At 42.7% G+C, this 17,066-nt stretch carries 21 protein-coding genes and 1 pseudogene; 7 read left to right on the top strand and 15 right to left on the bottom strand.

The features are described from left to right. Positions 1 to 38: 38 nt before the first annotated feature. The 6 genes from MKP07_RS34925 to MKP07_RS34940 all read left to right on the top strand — a co-directional run bounded on the left by MKP07_RS34925 (position 39) and on the right by MKP07_RS34940 (position 2,885). Positions 39 to 590, top strand: a complete 552-nt coding sequence (locus tag MKP07_RS34925) for a hypothetical protein (RefSeq protein WP_240852641.1) — start codon at positions 39 to 41, stop codon at positions 588 to 590. Between the two features lie 157 nt (positions 591 to 747). After that, positions 748 to 1,083 carry a PAS domain-containing protein gene (locus MKP07_RS34930; RefSeq protein ID WP_240852642.1) on the top strand — a complete coding sequence of 112 codons (336 nt, stop codon included), beginning with the start codon at positions 748 to 750 and terminating at the stop codon, positions 1,081 to 1,083. Positions 1,084 to 1,121: 38 nt separating this feature from the next. Further along, entirely contained in the window at positions 1,122 to 1,385 is a 264-nt protein-coding gene (locus MKP07_RS43360) for a PAS domain S-box protein (protein ID WP_394803762.1), read from the top strand. A gap of 23 nt (positions 1,386 to 1,408) precedes the next feature. Continuing rightward, a complete protein-coding gene (locus tag MKP07_RS34935) occupies positions 1,409 to 2,386 on the top strand; it encodes a sensor histidine kinase (RefSeq protein WP_240852643.1) in 978 nt (325 codons plus the stop codon). A gap of 2 nt (positions 2,387 to 2,388) precedes the next feature. After that, on the top strand, positions 2,389 to 2,487 hold the full coding sequence (locus MKP07_RS43365) for a hypothetical protein (RefSeq protein WP_394803763.1): 99 nt from the start codon (positions 2,389 to 2,391) through the stop codon (positions 2,485 to 2,487). Then, entirely contained in the window at positions 2,484 to 2,885 is a 402-nt protein-coding gene (locus tag MKP07_RS34940) for a response regulator (protein ID WP_240852644.1), read from the top strand. Before MKP07_RS43365 ends, MKP07_RS34940 begins: the two co-directional genes overlap by 4 nt. Before the next feature lie 11 nt (positions 2,886 to 2,896). Here MKP07_RS34940 and MKP07_RS34945 read toward each other — a convergent pair whose 3' ends face one another. The 12 genes and pseudogenes from MKP07_RS34945 to MKP07_RS35005 form a co-directional block, all read right to left on the bottom strand. Continuing rightward, entirely contained in the window at positions 2,897 to 3,667 is a 771-nt protein-coding gene (locus tag MKP07_RS34945) for a leucine-rich repeat domain-containing protein (protein ID WP_240852645.1), read from the bottom strand. After that, a complete protein-coding gene (locus tag MKP07_RS34950; RefSeq protein ID WP_317236240.1) occupies positions 3,661 to 4,113 on the bottom strand; it encodes a c-type cytochrome domain-containing protein in 453 nt (150 codons plus the stop codon). Before MKP07_RS34950 ends, MKP07_RS34945 begins: the two co-directional genes overlap by 7 nt. A gap of 345 nt (positions 4,114 to 4,458) precedes the next feature. Then, a complete protein-coding gene (locus MKP07_RS34955; protein ID WP_240852647.1) occupies positions 4,459 to 4,914 on the bottom strand; it encodes a hypothetical protein in 456 nt (151 codons plus the stop codon). 59 nt (positions 4,915 to 4,973) lie between these two features. Then, the gene (locus tag MKP07_RS34960; RefSeq protein ID WP_240852648.1) at positions 4,974 to 5,261 is read right to left on the bottom strand and encodes a twin-arginine translocation signal domain-containing protein; all 288 of its coding nucleotides are present in this window, start codon (positions 5,259 to 5,261) and stop codon (positions 4,974 to 4,976) included. Between the two features lie 53 nt (positions 5,262 to 5,314). Beyond that, a complete protein-coding gene (locus tag MKP07_RS34965; protein ID WP_240852649.1) occupies positions 5,315 to 6,787 on the bottom strand; it encodes a DUF1501 domain-containing protein in 1,473 nt (490 codons plus the stop codon). 132 nt (positions 6,788 to 6,919) lie between these two features. Further along, positions 6,920 to 8,232, bottom strand: a pseudogene (locus tag MKP07_RS43370) (DUF1553 domain-containing protein). A gap of 23 nt (positions 8,233 to 8,255) precedes the next feature. After that, entirely contained in the window at positions 8,256 to 9,512 is a 1,257-nt protein-coding gene (locus MKP07_RS34980) for a DUF1549 domain-containing protein (RefSeq protein ID WP_240852652.1), read from the bottom strand. Positions 9,513 to 9,671: 159 nt separating this feature from the next. Beyond that, a complete protein-coding gene (locus MKP07_RS34985; protein WP_240852653.1) occupies positions 9,672 to 9,830 on the bottom strand; it encodes a hypothetical protein in 159 nt (52 codons plus the stop codon). Then, complete coding sequence (locus MKP07_RS34990) at positions 9,818 to 10,120, bottom strand: hypothetical protein (protein ID WP_240852654.1); 303 nt, start codon at positions 10,118 to 10,120, stop codon at positions 9,818 to 9,820. The genes MKP07_RS34985 and MKP07_RS34990 overlap by 13 nt, the downstream gene beginning before the upstream one ends. Further along, complete coding sequence (locus tag MKP07_RS34995; RefSeq protein WP_240852655.1) at positions 10,072 to 10,482, bottom strand: RsmB/NOP family class I SAM-dependent RNA methyltransferase; 411 nt, start codon at positions 10,480 to 10,482, stop codon at positions 10,072 to 10,074. Before MKP07_RS34995 ends, MKP07_RS34990 begins: the two co-directional genes overlap by 49 nt. A 407-nt stretch (positions 10,483 to 10,889) precedes the next feature. Beyond that, the gene (gene sucB, locus MKP07_RS35000) at positions 10,890 to 11,762 is read right to left on the bottom strand and encodes a dihydrolipoyllysine-residue succinyltransferase (RefSeq protein WP_240852656.1); all 873 of its coding nucleotides are present in this window, start codon (positions 11,760 to 11,762) and stop codon (positions 10,890 to 10,892) included. 11 nt (positions 11,763 to 11,773) lie between these two features. Then, entirely contained in the window at positions 11,774 to 12,388 is a 615-nt protein-coding gene (locus MKP07_RS35005) for a biotin/lipoyl-containing protein (protein WP_240852657.1), read from the bottom strand. Positions 12,389 to 12,674: 286 nt separating this feature from the next. Here MKP07_RS35005 and MKP07_RS35010 point away from each other — a divergent pair, with 286 nt between their 5' ends. Then, positions 12,675 to 13,259, top strand: coding sequence for a response regulator transcription factor (locus MKP07_RS35010; protein ID WP_240852658.1), 585 nt, complete (start codon positions 12,675 to 12,677; stop codon positions 13,257 to 13,259). Between the two features lie 56 nt (positions 13,260 to 13,315). Here the strand turns inward: MKP07_RS35010 and MKP07_RS35015 are convergent, their stop codons facing one another. The 3 genes from MKP07_RS35015 to MKP07_RS35020 form a co-directional block, all read right to left on the bottom strand. Continuing rightward, the gene (locus MKP07_RS35015) at positions 13,316 to 13,810 is read right to left on the bottom strand and encodes a hypothetical protein (protein ID WP_240852659.1); all 495 of its coding nucleotides are present in this window, start codon (positions 13,808 to 13,810) and stop codon (positions 13,316 to 13,318) included. Positions 13,811 to 13,950: 140 nt separating this feature from the next. After that, positions 13,951 to 14,283, bottom strand: coding sequence for a hypothetical protein (locus MKP07_RS41740; RefSeq protein WP_317236209.1), 333 nt, complete (start codon positions 14,281 to 14,283; stop codon positions 13,951 to 13,953). Continuing rightward, positions 14,202 to 16,715, bottom strand: a complete 2,514-nt coding sequence (locus MKP07_RS35020) for a 2-oxoglutarate dehydrogenase E1 component (RefSeq protein ID WP_317236210.1) — start codon at positions 16,713 to 16,715, stop codon at positions 14,202 to 14,204. Before MKP07_RS35020 ends, MKP07_RS41740 begins: the two co-directional genes overlap by 82 nt. Between the last annotated feature and the right edge of the window lie 351 nt (positions 16,716 to 17,066).

A 17,066-nucleotide genomic window follows, 5' to 3' on the forward strand; every position in this document is an offset into this window, starting at 1 on the left:
TGTTGATGGCATTTTAAAAATGCTTTAATTGTGGATACATGAGAGCGCTATCTTCTAATAATCAAAACATTCTGAGAAATCCGCCACTACTCATTAGTACTTTAGTTGCTATTGTTGTTTTTATTATTTCCATATTGATCATAGAACAACGCAGTAATATCAAAATAACCCAGGCAAGATTTGAGCTGGCTACGGAGATGAAAAGAGTCAACAGCCGCTTGAATGACTTCTTCAGCGACATGTATAGCGGATTGGCAGCCATAACGAGAATTATTGATGAAAAGGGGCAGGTACACCGTTTCGATACGGTGGCCAAAGAAGTACTGACTAACAACAATAAGCTAGCCAGCATTTCGCTTATTCCCGGAGGCACTATTACATATACTTACCCCACCAGCAATAGTATTGCAATCGGTAAAAGTATACTGCATACCGGAAGTAAAGAGGAGGCTGCAGGCGCGTTGGCAGCTTACAAATCTAAAAAAATAGTCATTGCCGGACCGTTTACGAATTTTGCAGGCACCGAATGCATTGCAGCCAGATTGCCCATCTTTATAGGAGAGGAGTTTTGGGGTTTTCGAGTGCCGTAGTGACGCTTGACAGTTTATTCAAAGCAAGTGGCATCAAACAAACAAACAGCAGCCAACGATACTTATACTCTTTATCTTACCTGAGCTATATTAACGGGAAAGAGTTTTTTTCCTGGGAAATAAACCTGCCGATAGCCCTACTACCCTGGAAGAGCAAATGTCGCATATCAACTGGAAGCTTTATATAACATCAAAGCTGTCGTCGTTCAGCCTTTTCTGGTTACCAGCGATTATATCCTTATTAGGTTCGATCGTAATAGGATTGATCCTAAAAAGAACACTGGATAAAACTTTCAGGCTTCAAACACTGGTGTTTCAAAAAGACCAGCAGATTGCGGAAGCTCAGAAAGAGTTCAAAGCCATTTTTGATAATGCCCCCATCGGATTGGCTTTGATTAACCAGGACACACAAAAGTTCTCCAGTACCAATGAAACCTTCCGGCGCATTTTCGGCCTGGAAAGAGGTATATTTCAGAAGGCGGTGCACCTGTAGCAGCCACGGCTGAAATTTTCTCCGATATACTGGAAAAAATTAATGAGATTAAGGAAGGAAAGACGGGCCAGCTATCCGGAGATTATAAACATACTACAAAACAGGGTGATGAGATATGGACACATTACAAGCTATTTGCACTACCTACCCCTTCTGACCAAAACCTCAAATACGTAGTTATTGCTGAAGACATTACCGAGAAGCTGGCTGCAGAACGAAGACTAAAGTACTCCGAAAAAAATACCGGTACTTATTTGACGAATCTCCCGTTGCATTATGGGAGGAAGATTTTTCTGACGTAGTAGCGTTGTTGAGAAAAAATGGTATGATAGGCAAAAGTGAGGAGGAGATAATGGATTACTTTACCCGCCAACCTAATGCGCTAGCTTCGTACGCCGGGCTGGTTAAGATAAAATCGATTAACGATGAATGCTTCAGGCAGTATAAATTAAATAGCAAAGAAGAATTGTTTGAGCATTTTCCAAGAACATTGGTGCACGACAGTAATCTTCACACCACCAAAAAAATACTGGCTGCTATTTGTACGGGCCAGCACCAGTTTAAGTCTCAAAGCCTATTTTATAATTCCGAAGGCGAAAGGAGAACCTGCATCCTGTCCTGGCAGGTTATTCCCGGACATGAGGAAAACTACGATCAGATCATACTAACTACGGTAGATATTACAGATCTCAGGAATTCTAAGGAGGAGTTGCGTAAATCACTCGAAAAGCTGGATCACCAGAATAAAAGGTTGCTTGATTTCTCTTATATCGTATCGCACAACTTAAGGTCGCATACCAGCAACATACAATCCCTGACAGATCTGATCCTGTCATCGCAGAACATTGAAGAGAAAAAAGAATTGGTGGTTTACCTGCATAAGGTAGTTAAAATTTTAGCTAGCAGTATTGATGCGCTAAATGATGTGGTAACTATCAATGCGGATGTGGATGTACTACAACAACCCGTTAAACTGCGGGAGGCTATAGATAAAACCGTACATGTATTGAGTGATAAAATCCGTCAAAAAGAAGGAGTTATCTTTAACAATATCTCCAAAGACGTAACTATATTTCACAATAGAGCATATATAGAGAGTATTTTGTTAAATTTGGTTTCGAATAGCCTTAAATATTCCAAGCCGAACGTTTGCCCAGTAGTGAGCATTACCTACAACGAAGAGAATTCTGAAAAAATTCTTACCGTAAATGATAATGGTATAGGTATAGATTTGAAAAAAATGGTCATAAATTATTTGGCCTCTTTAAAACTTTCACGCACAATCCCGACGCCAAAGGTGTAGGCCTGTATATAACCAAAAGGCAGATCGAGGCCATGGGTGGAAGAATTACGGTGAACAGCATTGTGAATGTTGGAACCACTTTTAAAATTTATTTTAAATGACAAACCGAAAGAACGTACTTGTTGTAGATGACGATCCCGTTTTTAAACTAATAGCAAAAAAACTATTTGAAAGAAGCGGTGATTTTTTCGACTTAACATTCGCGGAAAACGGGCTTGAAGCCATAGAACTTTTAAAAACAACGATCGAACAAAAGGCAAAGCCACTGCCAGACATTATACTGCTCGATATAGAAATGCCGATCATGAACGGCTGGGGATTCATGGAAGAGTTTGTAAAGTTTCCATCAGAAGAAACCAGGAATATCAGCGTATATACTGTTAGTTCTTCTATAGCCCAGGAGGACAAAAACAGGACTGCCTCCTACCCCCAAATCAAAGCCTACATTACTAAACCACTTACGGTTGATATCATCAGGGGTATTGCCGGCTTGTCCTAAGCCGAAGCCTTCTACTTCTCAACAAAGCCCTCAAAAATTGTCGTATCGCTTTCCAAAATGGGAACTGTATAACCACCGGTATCAATTATCGTTTTGGGCATTAGCTTTTTAAGCGTCAAAAGATCAAACTTAGCTCCATTCACATTATATAAATAAAGCCTTTTTAACATCTTTAAACCGGCTAATTGCCCCGGTCCTTTTGAAGAGATGCGGGTACCAGACAGATTAATATATTGCAGTTGCTGCAGCGAAGTTAAAAACGATAAGCCGGCATCCGTTAAGGGGTTTCCTTCCAGGTGAAGTCTTCTTAAATTTTCCAGCATCCCAAGATGCTTTATGTCCTGATCTTTCAGGTTCGCATTGCCGATCTTTAACCACACCAATTGCTCTTTTAGCGCTCCCAGCAGTTGTAAGGCGTCTGTTGTCACCTGGTCAGCTCCTACAAAATTTACAGACAGGTAATGACTATTGGATGCAACAGGTATTACTACTGCGCCTTTTTCTTTAAGCGCCAATACAACCTTATGGCTGGCCGCAGCTACTTCTTCATCCGGCAAGGCATCTTGCAGTTCGGATTCTTTTGCTCCGCCCGATTGCAAGGCTGCCAGAACAGGTTTGATCTTATCAGACAGTTTCGATTGATGGACCTTTTTATCAAAACCGGCGCCACTATTCACCCACCAATACAGCAGATCCATTTCCTGCCGCGTTAACTGAGGCTTTTCTTTGGGCGGCATGTGATCTTCATCGCTTTGTGGCAATAATATCCGCTCAATCAGCATACTCTTATCTGCATGATCCCAATCAACAGTAATCCCCCTTTACCACCTTTCAAAATATAATCCGGCTCATCCAGCCTAAGCTTTCCTTTTTGCTTGGTACTGCTATGACAACTATAGCATTTAGCTGAAAGGATGGGCTTGATAATGTCATTGTACACTATCGCTTCCTGAACGTTAGCAATAGGTTTCAGTTCAGTTGCCACATCCGGGCTTTTTAACGGCGCCGATAAATAGTCGGCGCCATGCGTTATAGATCCGCCTAAATGCCCGGCCACTGTAATACATAGCACCAGCAGTATCATCAGGGCTTTTAGAAACCTTATTTGCAACCGGTGTATCACATAGCAGGCAACCGCAACCATTGCGGTAACAATTCCCATCCATTGATGTGGACCTACAGCAGCTTGTTCATAATCCCCGTTGCCCGCCAGCAAGGCCCGAAACACATGCAGCAATGGCTGTTAGCATACCACCCAGCAAAGCCACACTGATAAAGCTATATTGCGATTGTCTTTTTCAGCACTGGTAAAAATATAATACAGGCAAACCAACAGCAGAATACCTATGGGCAAATGCACCACAACGGGATGCATACGCCCTCCAAGTTCTGTTATACTATTTATAGTCACAAGCAGTTTAAGCATTTACCAGAACTATTGATTAGGAAGCATACCGCTTTTTAAGTAATTGCATCATACCTACATTTACCTGCCATAGATCGGCTAATGGTTTGCGGGTAAAAGGCATTGTGGGCATATAATCGGGCGGACCAAACTCGGTTAAAAAAGTAATCAGGGAACCTTCCTTCTTTTTCTTTCTACTACTTTATCCCACCAGGCAAAATGTGCTTTTACAGCTCCTTCCCATTCGGGAGCCTTCGGATCGTTTACCTGTGGCCCCTGTGGGTGACCAATACGTGCATGTATATGCTCCACCCGGTCCAGGGCCTGACCTACTGTTTCCTGTTGGTCACCCAGCAGGCTTTCATGCACACAACACCAATGAGATATGTCTAATGTTAGTTTTAAATCAGGATACCTATTCATGAAAGTTTTTGCTACAGGCGCGGCGTACAACATGCGCCCCCGGTGCGTTTCATGGCACATTTTTATACCTGTTTGTTTAGCCAATGCCAATGTAAACTCTATGAACTTCGCATTATCATCAAAGCTGAAATAATCTTTACCAGAATGATTATTGATATAAAGCGGTTTCTTACGGGATTGACCGGTAGCCTGCTCAATCATCTTTTTAAATGCATCCAGGTGTGCTGCGGGATCAGCTTGTGAACCACCACATAGAAATCCTATTTCAAGATCATACTTTTTAATGCATCAAATATCTCGCCCTGCTTTTTTTGATCATCTGTCCACCAAAGTTCTATCCCATCATAGCCTGCCTGTTTTGCCTTCTGGCAGAATGCATCCATGGTACCTTCAATGCCCCAGTTGGTGGCCATTATTTTTATGCCGTATCCATTTGCGGGTATAGGCTGAGGCTTACCAGATATAGCAAAAGTTTCCATGGATGCTAATAAGAGTGCCGCCGAGCCAGCAGTTGAAGTTCTGATAAAACGTCTCCTGTTTTGTTTCATTAGTTTCTGTTTATTACTTTATCAAGCAACGATATCCTGTATCACTTTACCCCCTACATCGGTAAGCCGGAAAGGCCTTCCTGGAATTCGTAGGTAAATTGCTCATGGTTAAATCCCAGCTGGTTTAATATGGTAGCCTGTATATCGAAGGCTTCCGTTTTGCCATCCACAATACTATACCCGATCTCATCTGTTTCACCATAGCTGGTTCCACCTTTGATACCTCCACCTGCCATCCATACGGTGAAGGCATCACCATGATGGTCACGGCCTTTAAAGGCCATCGTTTTACCATCCCTGTTTTCCTGCATGGGTGTACGGCCAAATTCGGATCCCCATACTACTAGCGTTTCATCTAACAGCCCCCGCTGTTTTAAATCCAGCAACAGAGCTGTAACGGGTTTATCTACCTGCCGGCATTTATTCACCAGACCTATATCTACTGCATTACCTGCGGAGTCGCCATGCGCGTCCCAACCCCAATCGAAAAGCTGTACAAACCGTACGCCTTTTTCTACCAGTTTTCGGGCTAATAACACATTATTGGCAAAGCAGGCTTCGCCCGGTTTAGTGCCGTACATATCATGAATATAGTGTGGCTCATCTTTTATATCCATCACGTCCGGAACCGATATCTGCATTTTATAGGCCATTTCATACTGAGCAATACGACTCAATATTTCCGGATCATTATAGGCCTTATACTCTTCCTGGTTTACTTTATTGATTGCCTCTATGGATGCTTTGCGAACATCACGGCTCATACCTTCAGGATCAGAAATGAACAATACCGGATCTCCCTCACTTCGGCATTGCACTCCCTGGTATACGCTGGGTAAAAAGCCACTACCCCAAAGACTTTTTCCGCCGTCGGGATTATTGCCGCCTGAGGTGAGTACCACAAAGCCGGGAAGGTTTTTATTTTCAGTACCCAGCCCATACGTGATCCAAGAACCTATGCTGGGGCGGCCACCACGTGCTGAACCTGTATTCATCAGCAACTGCGCCGGTGCATGATTAAACTGATCGGTAGCTACCGTATTAATAAAAGCAATATCATCTATAACATTGGACAGATGGGGCAAATTATCAGATAACCATAATCCACTTTGACCGTGCTGCCTGAATTTGGCCTGAGGTCCCAGCATCTTGGGTACACCCCGGATAAAGGCAAACTTTTTCCCTTCCAGCAAAGAAGGCGGACAATCCAGGCCATCCAGCTTTGCCAGCTCAGGTTTATAACTAAACAACTCTAACTGCGATGGCGCACCGGCCATATGAATGTATATAACTGATCTTGCCGTACCAGGGAACATGGGAGCTTTGGCAGCCAAAGGATTCACTGGGTCGAATAGGTTGGAAGAGGCTGCCTTTCCCCGCCCGCAACTACCTAAAAGAGATCCGAAAGCCAACGCCCCCAAACCAAAAGCACTTTCCTTTAAAAAATGCCGCCGGGTGTGCATTTGCATTTGCGCATGGGCCGCTTCCTTTTTTAGCCGGTCATTATTTAATTCATCTTTGGTCATACAGCGAGTAATAATTTAATAATAAGGTATCAGCTATTACTTTTCATACTTAATCATATCAACTTTTCGTAAGCCATTCATCGAGGTTTAACATAGCATTAGCCACTACAACCATGGCTGCCATCTCTGGTTTCACAGCCTGTTCAACGCTATCCCCGTCAATGCCCTGGCGTCCTTAGCATCACCCCTGAAAGCTTTTAAAGAGGTATTGTACAGGCCTATCAGGATATCCAGCTTCGCAGGTTGAATGGACTTATACATCATATACTCATATCCTTTTTCAATCTGCTTTCGTACATCATTGCCCGCGGTATGTTCCATCCTTTTAGCAAAATGCCGGGCCATGTCCAAATAGGCTGAATCATTTAAAGTACTCAAAGCTTGTAACGGCGTATTGGTACGTATGCGCCGGGGTAAACATACATCGCGCATAGCTGCATCAAATCCTATCATAGAAGGGTACGGCGCGGTTCGCTTCCAATACGTATACACAGCTCTTCGATACTGGTCTTCGCCTTCGCTTAGTTTCCAGTCTGCACCGTTATAAGGAGACTTCCAGATGCCAGGTGGCTGAAAAGGCATTACACTCTTTCCAAACATTTTGGCGCTCAACACAGCACTTACAGCCAAAGCCTGATCCCGTATTTGTTCGGCAGAGAGCCGAACCCGGGGCCTCTGGCATATAATTTATTGGAAGGATCTTTTGCCAGTAACTCGTCTGTAACTTCTGAACGCTGCCGATAAGTAGCCGACATCACTATTTCCTTCAATAATTGTTTTACACTCCATTGATGATCGTTCATAAAACGCCATGCTAAATGATCCAATAACTCTTTATGTGTGGGAGCCACACCCTGTGTACCCATATCTTCTAATGTTTCCGCAATACCTGTTCCAAAGAGTTGCTCCCATAACCGGTTCACCATAGTTCGGGCGGTAAGCGGGTTAGCTTTATCAGTCAACCACATGGCAAGGCCCAACCTGTTTTTTGGCGCTTTAGCCGGCATGGCATTTAAAACGGCTGGAACGCCCGCCTCAACAGCATCTCCTTTCGAAAGCCAGCTTCCCCTGTCAAAGATATTCGTGGTACGAAACATATCAGAAGGGTTTTCAACAAGAATGGGGGTAGTGGTATAATCAGCCGATGCAGTCAAATCATTAAAGAATTGATAGGCGCTATCAAAGCCAGGTAAGTCTTTACCGGGGAATGGTTGCTTCAAATAAAACCAGCTAAAAGTAGCCCCGTTTTCTTCCGGTGTTTTTAAAGCCGGGTTATGGTAGGTAAACCATATATCATGCACTCCCGCAGGGCCTTTCACATCAATGGTTGCCACCTGCCAACCCTGGGTGGGCTTCAATACAATGCTTGCTATAACAGGGCCTGCTAAAGAGTCTATATGAAGCTGCCACACGCCACCAGGCACGCCGGTAGCATAACGAAACATGAGTTCGGTCTTGTTCGTCAGATCTACTTTTTAAGACGGCTGCTCCCGTTATTCCGAAGTGAAAGCCATTTGGTATCGGCTAATGCGCTATTGGTAAAAGCATCGGTGGTGACCGAGTTAATAACAGGTTGCCCTGTTTTTAGAAAGCGTATGATGGATTCTTTCTCGCTTCCCTTTACATTCTGCGATAGCCAGGCTTTCAGCTTTTCAAACTTCAGGCTATCCCCGTTTTTATATTCCCGCAGCAACGGAAAATCTTCGAAAGTATCTTCATCCCTGGTATTATTAAAGAAAGCCATAAAACGGTAATAGTCTTCATGTTTAAACGGATCGTAAGGATGGCTATGGCATTGCACGCAAGCAAAAGTAGTTCCCATTAATGCCTCCCAGGTTGTGTTCACCCGGTCCATAACGGCAGCCGTGCGATACTCTTCATTATCAGTACCACCTTCATCATTCGTTAAGGTATTTCGCTGAAACGCGGTGGCTATGTATTGTGCATCAGTAGGATTTGGTAAAAGATCACCGGCTATTTGTTCGATCAAAAAAGCATCGTAAGGTTGATCACTATTAAAAGCATTGATCAACCAGTCGCGGTATCGCCATATAGAGCGATGCGCATCTTTTTCATAACCCTTTGTATCTGCATAACGAGCCAGGTCAAGCCAAAGTGAGGTCCATCTTTCTCCATAGGCAGGCGAAGCCAGTAATGCATCTACCAGGTTCTCATAAGCCTTATCAGAAGGATCACTCAAAAACTTCTTAGATACTGTTTCAGAAGCGGGCAGCCCGGTAAGATCGAGGCTCAGGCGCCTTAATAAAGTAGGTTTATCGGCTTCAATGGATGGCGATAAACCTGAGGCATCCAGCTTATCGTAAATAAAATGATCAATATCATTCCTGCTCCATTCATCGTTCCCATCCGGAACTACTTCTTTTTGTACCGGAACATAAGCCCAGTGCTTGCCCCATTCTGCTCCCTGCTTCACCCAGTTTTTAAGGATCTTTATTTCTGCATCAGGAAGTGCATCATGTTTATAAGGCATCCGCTCTTCCGGGTCATTTACCGTAAGGCGGCGTATAAATTCACTTTCATCAGGTTTACCGGGAACAATTGCCGGTTTGCCACTCTCCGTTTTGGCTAGCGCTTCTTCCCTGAAAAGCACACTAAAGCCTCCACTTTGTTTAACACCGCCGTGACAGCTGATACATTTTTTATTAAGAATAGGTTTTACATCGGCATTAAAGTCTACTTTCTTTTCCGAAGAAAAAAGTACCACCCGCCGGCTGTAACAGCCAGCAAAGAAACAACCAGCAATACCCTGTAATTTGAAAGAATCATACGGCGTCGTTCTTCAAATTTATAAATAAGTCTTCTGCAATCGTAATACAGAATTGACCAAAAGTTACAGTTTTTTAACCAGTTTGAAAAGTAGTCTTTAGAGAGGGGCTCTCATTAACGCGGCAAACATAGTATCTGCCTTTTGATCATAACCTTTTAATACCTGCTGTTCCAACAGGTGGAGCCCTGCATTTTGAAGCTCATGCACCTGTCCTTCATTTTCTTTTTCAAATACCGAACAAGTTATATAAAGCAAATACCCCCGGGCTTCAGATACTGTATTGCATTAGTTGTAATAGCCAACTGCAGCTTAACAAACGACGCTATACTGGTTGGTTCAAAATAAAGCAGCTGCTCAGGGGTGCGCGCCCAGGTACCACTTCCACTACAAGGCACATCTGCTATAATCAGATCAAATTGCTTGCCTGGGTTAGCATGGGTAGCATCTGCAACAAAAGCCCGGTAATTATTTATTCTGGCTTCCTGGAACCGCTTCTTTAAGTTGAAAATAATTGAAGATCGGATATCTGAAACAGTGAGTTCCATTTTTTCAACGTATCATAGGCCAGTATGGATTTCCCTCCACTGGCTGCACAACAGTCCCAAACAGCAACAATCGAATCAATTGTAGTTACTGTAGTGTATAGTTGCAATAGCTCAGCTACCCTTTGCGAGCTAAGATCCTGCACAACTACTTCCTGGTTAACTTTTACCACATCTTCAATACGAACACTGTTATTTAGCCGCAAACGATCATCAGTCAAAACAAACGGAACATCTGCGCTTTTGAGCTTATCAATAACAGCATCTTTATGCCCCGGCCTGATGCGCAGGAATAGATCTGGCTGTACCAGGTGCGACAGGGTAAATGCCTCGCTGTCAATACCTACGCTTAACGGATGGGCCAAGGGGAAAATATGATCAGGAGATTCCCTGGGTAAATGAAAGCTATCCCAAAAGGCAAGCCACTCGTCTGACCAGCTGGCTTTTGAAAGTAGGTAGCCCTTTACTACTTTTTGTTCTGTGGTTAACTGCGGATAAGACCGGCCTAAACGAAAATAACAGTAGCAAAGCTCAGTGATCTGCCTGCGGTCTTTGCTGCCAAATTTTTATGCTGCGAAAAATAGTTCTTTATAAAGTGAGCAAACGGCATACCGCCATCATAAGCCCTCAAGATGGCTACGGCACTGTTTAAATGCGAATAAAATCGTCTGAATACCGGATCCTGTGTATCAGTATTACTCATATTGCTATCAAAAAAACGGTCCGTGCGATGAACACGAACCTATTATTTTTTTACTGTTTATTGATACTCTTATAATCCCAGCAGCGCTTTTACAGGATCTTTCTGCACCAATAATAAAGTAGGATTCTCCAGTAATTCTTTTACTCTTACCAGGAAGCTTACCGACTCACGCCCGTCGATTATACGGTGGTCATAACTTAATGCTACATACATCATTGGGCGAATCACTACCTGCCCGTTAATGGCCACTGGGCGCTGAATGATATTGTGCATACCTAATATAGCGCTTTGCGGAATATTTATAATGGGCGTGCTTAACATAGAACCGAACACGCCACCATTTGTGATGGTAAAAGTACCGCCCGTAAGATCTTCTGCTGTAAGCTTGCTGTTCTTAGCTTTATTGGCCAGGTTAATTACTTCTTTCTCAATATCTGCCATACCCAGGCTTTCTACATTGCGTATAACAGGCACGGTTAACCCTCTTGGAGTGCTTACCGCTATACTGATATCTGCATAATCGTGGAATAATATCTGGTCTCCGTCGATATATGCATTAACCGTAGGCCACTCAGATAAAGCAATAGCACAGGCTTTGGCAAAAAAGCTCATAAAGCCCAGGCCTACACCATGCGCTTCTTTAAACTTGTCTTTATACTTAGCGCGAATATCCATAATCGGCTGCATATCCACTTCGTTAAAAGTGGTCAGCATGGCCGTGGTATTTTTTGCTTCTACCAGTCTGCGACTGATGGTTTTACGCAGGTTGGTCATTTTTTCCGCACGTTGGTCGCGGGTAAACAATTCACCTCCGTTAAATGCTTTTTTACCCGGATTGGCTAAGGCCGCTAACACATCATCTTTAATGATCTTACCGGAGAAGCCGGAAGGCGTTACAGTTTTAGGGTCTACTTTCTTATCTGCAATAATGGCAGATGCCACTGGCGTTGCCTTTACATCGGCTGTGGCTGCTGCGGGTTTCTGTGCTTCTGTTTTTTCTCTTCTGCTTTAGGCGCTGGCTTTTCAGCCGCTGCTTTAGCGGGCTTACCTGTTGTTTCTTTGATAACAGCAATGGTATCACCAATCTTAAGCGTATCACCTTCTGCAACAGAAGATTCTAAAATCCCAGCCAGTTCAGCATTTACTTCAAAAGTGGCTTTCTCACTTTCCAGCTCTGCAACCACTTCATCTCTTTCTACATAATCGCCTGATTTCTTTACCCATTTTAAAAGGGTAACCTCACTAATAGACTCTCCTACAGTTGGTATTTTAACGGGAACTTCTTTACCTGTTGTTTTTAACGGATCTTCTGCTTGTTCAGGCTCAGCTGCTTTTTGGGGAGCTGCTTCTTTTGGAGCCTCTGCAGCTGGCGCATTATTACCACCGGGTTTTGCGGCAGTATCATCAATGCTGGCTATCAGATCACCAATATTAATGGAGTCACCTTCGGCAACAGTGGTAGTCAATACGCCCGCTTTTTCAGCATTTACCTCAAAAGTGGCTTTTTCACTTTCCAGCTCTGCAATTACTTCGTCTCTTTCAACGTAGTCGCCGGTTTTTTTACCCATTTTAAAAGCGTTACTTCACTTATCGACTCGCCCACCGTAGGCACCTTAATATCAACAGCCATAAATACAAATGATTTTTACAGAATAGGTTGGCAAATTACGTAAAAATGACAAAAAAACGGCTTTAAATGAGCGTTGATATTTTAAAAATAACGTACATTAAAAAACATCCCCAGAATTAGTGATGAATTGCTAGTATGGCTTCAATTATCTTTGATTGTAAGATGAGTACCCCTTCTATTAAAGTAACTGTTTTTGACGATAATGCCTATCGCAGGGACAGTTTATGTATGCTAATCAACTCTTCGCCCAGAATGACCTGTGCGGGAACTTTTTTGACTGCAGCAATGTAATTGCCGATGTTAGAAAAACGGCGCCGGATGTGGTGCTGATGGATATTGATATGCCGAATGTAAACGGTATTGAAGGCGTGAAGCTGATCAGGATGAACTTCCCGAAAGTACAGGTGCTGATGCAAACCGTTTTCGAAGATGACGATAAAATTTTTGCCTCTATCTGTGCGGGCGCTTCCGGCTATATTTTAAAGAAATCCACACCCGCTCAATTATTACAGGCGGTGGAAGACGTATATAATGGTGATGCCGCGATGACCGCATCTATTGCAAAAAAGGTTTTAACCGCCTTTCAGAAAAATGTTTTTTACGAAAACAACCAGGAAATATCGCTTACGCCAAGGGAGAAGGAAGTGCTGGGCTACCTGGTAAAAGGATTCAGCCATAAAATGGTAGCATCAGCCTGTGGATTAAGCATTCATACCGTAAACACGCATATCAAAAAGATATACGAAAAGCTACAGGTAAACTCGGTGGCCGAAGCAGTAGTTAAAGCATTAAATCAGAAGTTGATATAAAGATCTCATGTTTAGTTTTGAATATAAGAGGGCGGAATGTCTATTCCGCCCGATATTTAAAACCTTTTACCTATTGACAATCCTAGCCATGGTTGAACCTCCTTTTTTCGTTGATTACCATGTACTGCCGCTAACACCGACAAACGCAATAATAGATTTTTAGTAGTATGCCTCCTGAATCCGATGGATGGAGTAAGCACCACATCCGCATCTTTTAACCAGCTGTTTGCCTTTAAGCTAATGTAAGATTTAAAAAACGTAACCCCTGCACCTGCTTCAATGAAGTTGTTTTGCTTAAGATCAAACAGGTAATTAACACCTAATGGAATGGCAAGACATAAATTGGGGATCCATCCGGCACCTGCTCTAAGTCCTAACCCCGGCTTCCCCAGTAATTGCCTTTCATAGTTAAGCGAGTAAATAAGTCCATTGCCTCCTGCTTCAATATAAATATCGTTTTTCTTAAAATCGGCCTGAGCGATAGCTGCACCATAGTGTAACGCAAAGAATACAAGGGTTAGTTTAAGATGTAATAAAATTGGCTTTCTCATATTTGGTTTTTGTTGCTTTCAACGTAAATTACTAACTAAACGCAACATAACCATACTGTTTAGAAATGTATAACTTGTCATGAAAACAACAAAGGCGGAGCATCTACTCCACCTTTGCAACTCTTTCTATATATCAGGTTTTAGATTGTAAACGCGGTATTCACAATCTCTTCCTGCTCTGCCTTATGCACTTTCATAAACCCTGATGCAGTAGAGGCGCTGGCTTTTCTGCCAATAATTCCATAATTAATATGCTTCAGGTTCATTTGCAGGAAGGAGGCTGCCCCCATATTCAACGGCTCTTCCTGCACCCAATACCACACCGCATTTTTGTACTTGTTATATAAGGCTGCCAGTTGCTTACCAGGTAAAGGATAGATCTGTTCTAATCTTACAACAGCCACATCTTTACGTCCTTCTTTCTGCTGTCTTTCGAGCAGGTCGTAGTAAACCTTACCACTACAGAAAAGCACTTTTTTACTTCATCGGCTTTCACATAGCTATCGTCGATCAGCTCCTGGAAAGAACCGGTTAAGAAATCTTTTTGAGCCGAATAAGTGCCCGGATGACGCAAATTTGCTTTAGGGGCAAAATTGATCAACGGCTTCCTGAACGGCCATGCCATTTGCCTTCTTAAAGCGTGGAAATAGTTAGCGGCCGTAGTAATATTAGTAACTACAATATTTAACTCTGCGCAGGCTATTAAAAAGCGTTCCATACGGGCGCTGCTATGTTCAGGCCCCTGCCCTTCGTAACCATGAGGCAACAACATCACCAACCCATTCATACGGTTCCATTTCTGTTCTGCACCTGTTATAAACTGGTCAATAATTGTCTGTGCTCCGTTTACAAAATCTCCAAACTGTGCTTCCCATAATACCAGGGCATTAGGGGAAGAAAGCGCATACCCGTATTCAAAACCTAAAACCGCATTCTCACTCAACAGGGAGTTAAACATCCTTATTTTACCTTCGGCACCGGGTATACCTGCTAGCCTGTTATAAGGTTTATCACTTACTTCGTCTCTCAATACGCAATGACGGGAGCTAAAAGTACCACGTCCTACATCCTGGCCGCTCATTCTCACATCTGCACCATCTACCATTACCGATCCGAAAGCCAGCAATTCTGCCGTGGCCCAATCCAGCTTTCCTTCTTCGCTGAAAAGTTTCACTTTATCCTTCAATAGCTTATCTACCTTTTTCAAAGGAGTAAAACCTTCAGGAATAGTCATGATGGCGTCAAATACCTGGTTAAATTTATCTTCGGCAATACCTGTTACAGGGCTTTTATCAAAATCATCTTCCGTAGCTTTTCTCAGTTGTTTCCACAAAAGTTCAGGAGCCTGGTAAGTATACGGTAAGGGTCTTTGTTTTACATCGTCCAACCGATCCTGCAGATCTGCCCAGAATTTGGTTTCCATTTCTTTCGCCAGATCTTTTGCATCGTCTTCGCCATTGTCCAGCAGATATTTTACGTACACTTCGCGCGGGTTAGGATGCTTATCAATCAACGCATACATCGCAGGTTGCGTAAATTTAGGATCATCGCCTTCGTTATGCCCGTGCTTACGATAGCATACCATATCTATAAAAACATCATCATGAAAAGTGCTTCTGTAACGCGTTGCGATTTCCGCACATTTCACTACGGCTTCCGGATCATCACCGTTTACATGGAATACCGGGCTTTGTGTCATTGCTGCCAGCGAAGTACAATAATCAGCACTACGGGCATCGGAGAAATCGGTTGTAAAACCAATTTGATTGTTGATAATAAAATGTATCGTTCCACCTACCTGGTAACCAGGTAATTTAGACATCTGCAACAGTTCATATACAACACCCTGGCCTGCTACAGCAGCATCACCATGTATTAAAATAGGCAATACCTTATCGTACTGCTCATCATGTATATTATTCGCACTACTTCTGGCAAATCCCAATACTACGGGGTCTACTGCTTCCAGGTGCGATGGGTTGGGCATTAACTTCAGGTGAATTTTATTGCCACTTGTAGTTTCGATTTCACTACCATACCCCAGGTGATATTTCACGTCTCCGCTACCCATGGTCTGGTTAATTTCGCCGGTTCCTTCGAACTCGCTGAATATCTGTTCATAGGTTTTACCTAAAATATTAGCCAGCACATTTAACCGTCCTCTATGAGCCATACCAATCACCGCTTCTCTCACATCCAATTCAGCCGATACATTAATGATCGCATCCAGTGCGGCAATAGTGGTTTCTCCACCTTCCAGCGAAAAACGCTTCTGTCCCACATATTTCGTATGCAGAAACTTTTCAAACATTACACCATTGTTCAACTTTTCCAATATCCTTTTCTTTTTCTCCAGGGGAAATGGCTTTGAAAAATTCTTCTCAATCTCGTTGGTAATCCAATCTACTTTCTTCTGGTCACTGATATACTTAAACTCAACACCCACATGGCTGGCATACCAGTTTTGCAGGTTGGTAAAAATGTTTCTTAACGTAGTAGTACCCAGGCCAATTAAATTACCCACCTCGTATTCAGTATCCAGATCAGCTTCACTTAAACCATAAAAGGATAATTCTACATTAGCGCCACGATCTTTGCGCTTTTTTATAGGATTCGTATTTGCTAAAAGATGCCCTTTATTTCTGTAACCTAAAATAAGGCGATATACAGCGATCTCCTTTCTCCAGTCATTTTTCCCGGCAACACCCGATGATTTTGCAGCAGCTCCGTTCTCAGAAACAGCAGTGCCATTTTTTCCAGCCAATCCATTTCCCACTGCGAAATCAAAACCTTCGAAAAATTTGCGGAATTCAGTATCTACGTTTTCAGGATTAGCAACAAACTCATGATACATATTTTCAATGAACGCAGGTGATGAGTTCGTGATATAAGAAAAGTCTTTCATTATAAATGAATCGTTAATATATAAATAATATGTTTAATCTTAAAGTATTCGAGAGTGTTAAAAGATGCTTTAACTATATTTCCGCGAAATTAAGATTTAATTTCTATCGGTTGCAATAAAGATGCATAGAAAGCGTTAAAAGATGCGTGTTCTTAAGACTTTTTAATATGGTATTTGAACAATTGAATGAATGGAGGTACACAATACCGGCAAAAAAATAAAATAATTAGGATTGTATCTCTAAAAGTCCTTACCTTTGCCGTCCAAAAATTAGAAATAGATGGCCAATCATAAAGCTACAAAAAAGATGCACGTCAGGCAGCTAAACGCCGCGAAAGAAACAGATACTAT

Source organism: Paraniabella hibiscisoli, from assembly GCF_022512515.1.
Lineage (GTDB): Bacteria > Bacteroidota > Bacteroidia > Chitinophagales > Chitinophagaceae > Niabella > Niabella hibiscisoli.

Excerpts from the sequence above, each read along its gene's own strand:
- MKP07_RS34925 (WP_240852641.1), top strand. The coding sequence starts at position 39 with ATGAGAGCGCTATCTTCTAATAATCAAAACATTCTGAGAAATCCGCCA.
- MKP07_RS34930 (WP_240852642.1), top strand. The coding sequence starts at position 748 with ATGTCGCATATCAACTGGAAGCTTTATATAACATCAAAGCTGTCGTCG.
- MKP07_RS34935 (WP_240852643.1), top strand. The coding sequence starts at position 1,409 with ATGATAGGCAAAAGTGAGGAGGAGATAATGGATTACTTTACCCGCCAA.
- MKP07_RS34940 (WP_240852644.1), top strand. The coding sequence starts at position 2,484 with ATGACAAACCGAAAGAACGTACTTGTTGTAGATGACGATCCCGTTTTT.
- MKP07_RS34945 (WP_240852645.1), bottom strand. The coding sequence starts at position 3,667 with ATGCTGATTGAGCGGATATTATTGCCACAAAGCGATGAAGATCACATG.
- MKP07_RS34955 (WP_240852647.1), bottom strand. The coding sequence starts at position 4,914 with ATGATTGAGCAGGCTACCGGTCAATCCCGTAAGAAACCGCTTTATATC.
- MKP07_RS34960 (WP_240852648.1), bottom strand. The coding sequence starts at position 5,261 with ATGAAACAAAACAGGAGACGTTTTATCAGAACTTCAACTGCTGGCTCG.
- MKP07_RS34965 (WP_240852649.1), bottom strand. The coding sequence starts at position 6,787 with ATGACCAAAGATGAATTAAATAATGACCGGCTAAAAAAGGAAGCGGCC.
- MKP07_RS34990 (WP_240852654.1), bottom strand. The coding sequence starts at position 10,120 with ATGGAACTCACTGTTTCAGATATCCGATCTTCAATTATTTTCAACTTA.
- MKP07_RS35005 (WP_240852657.1), bottom strand. The coding sequence starts at position 12,388 with ATGGGTAAAAAAACCGGCGACTACGTTGAAAGAGACGAAGTAATTGCA.
- MKP07_RS35010 (WP_240852658.1), top strand. The coding sequence starts at position 12,675 with ATGTATGCTAATCAACTCTTCGCCCAGAATGACCTGTGCGGGAACTTT.
- MKP07_RS35015 (WP_240852659.1), bottom strand. The coding sequence starts at position 13,810 with ATGAGAAAGCCAATTTTATTACATCTTAAACTAACCCTTGTATTCTTT.
- MKP07_RS35020 (WP_317236210.1), bottom strand. The coding sequence starts at position 16,715 with ATGAAAGACTTTTCTTATATCACGAACTCATCACCTGCGTTCATTGAA.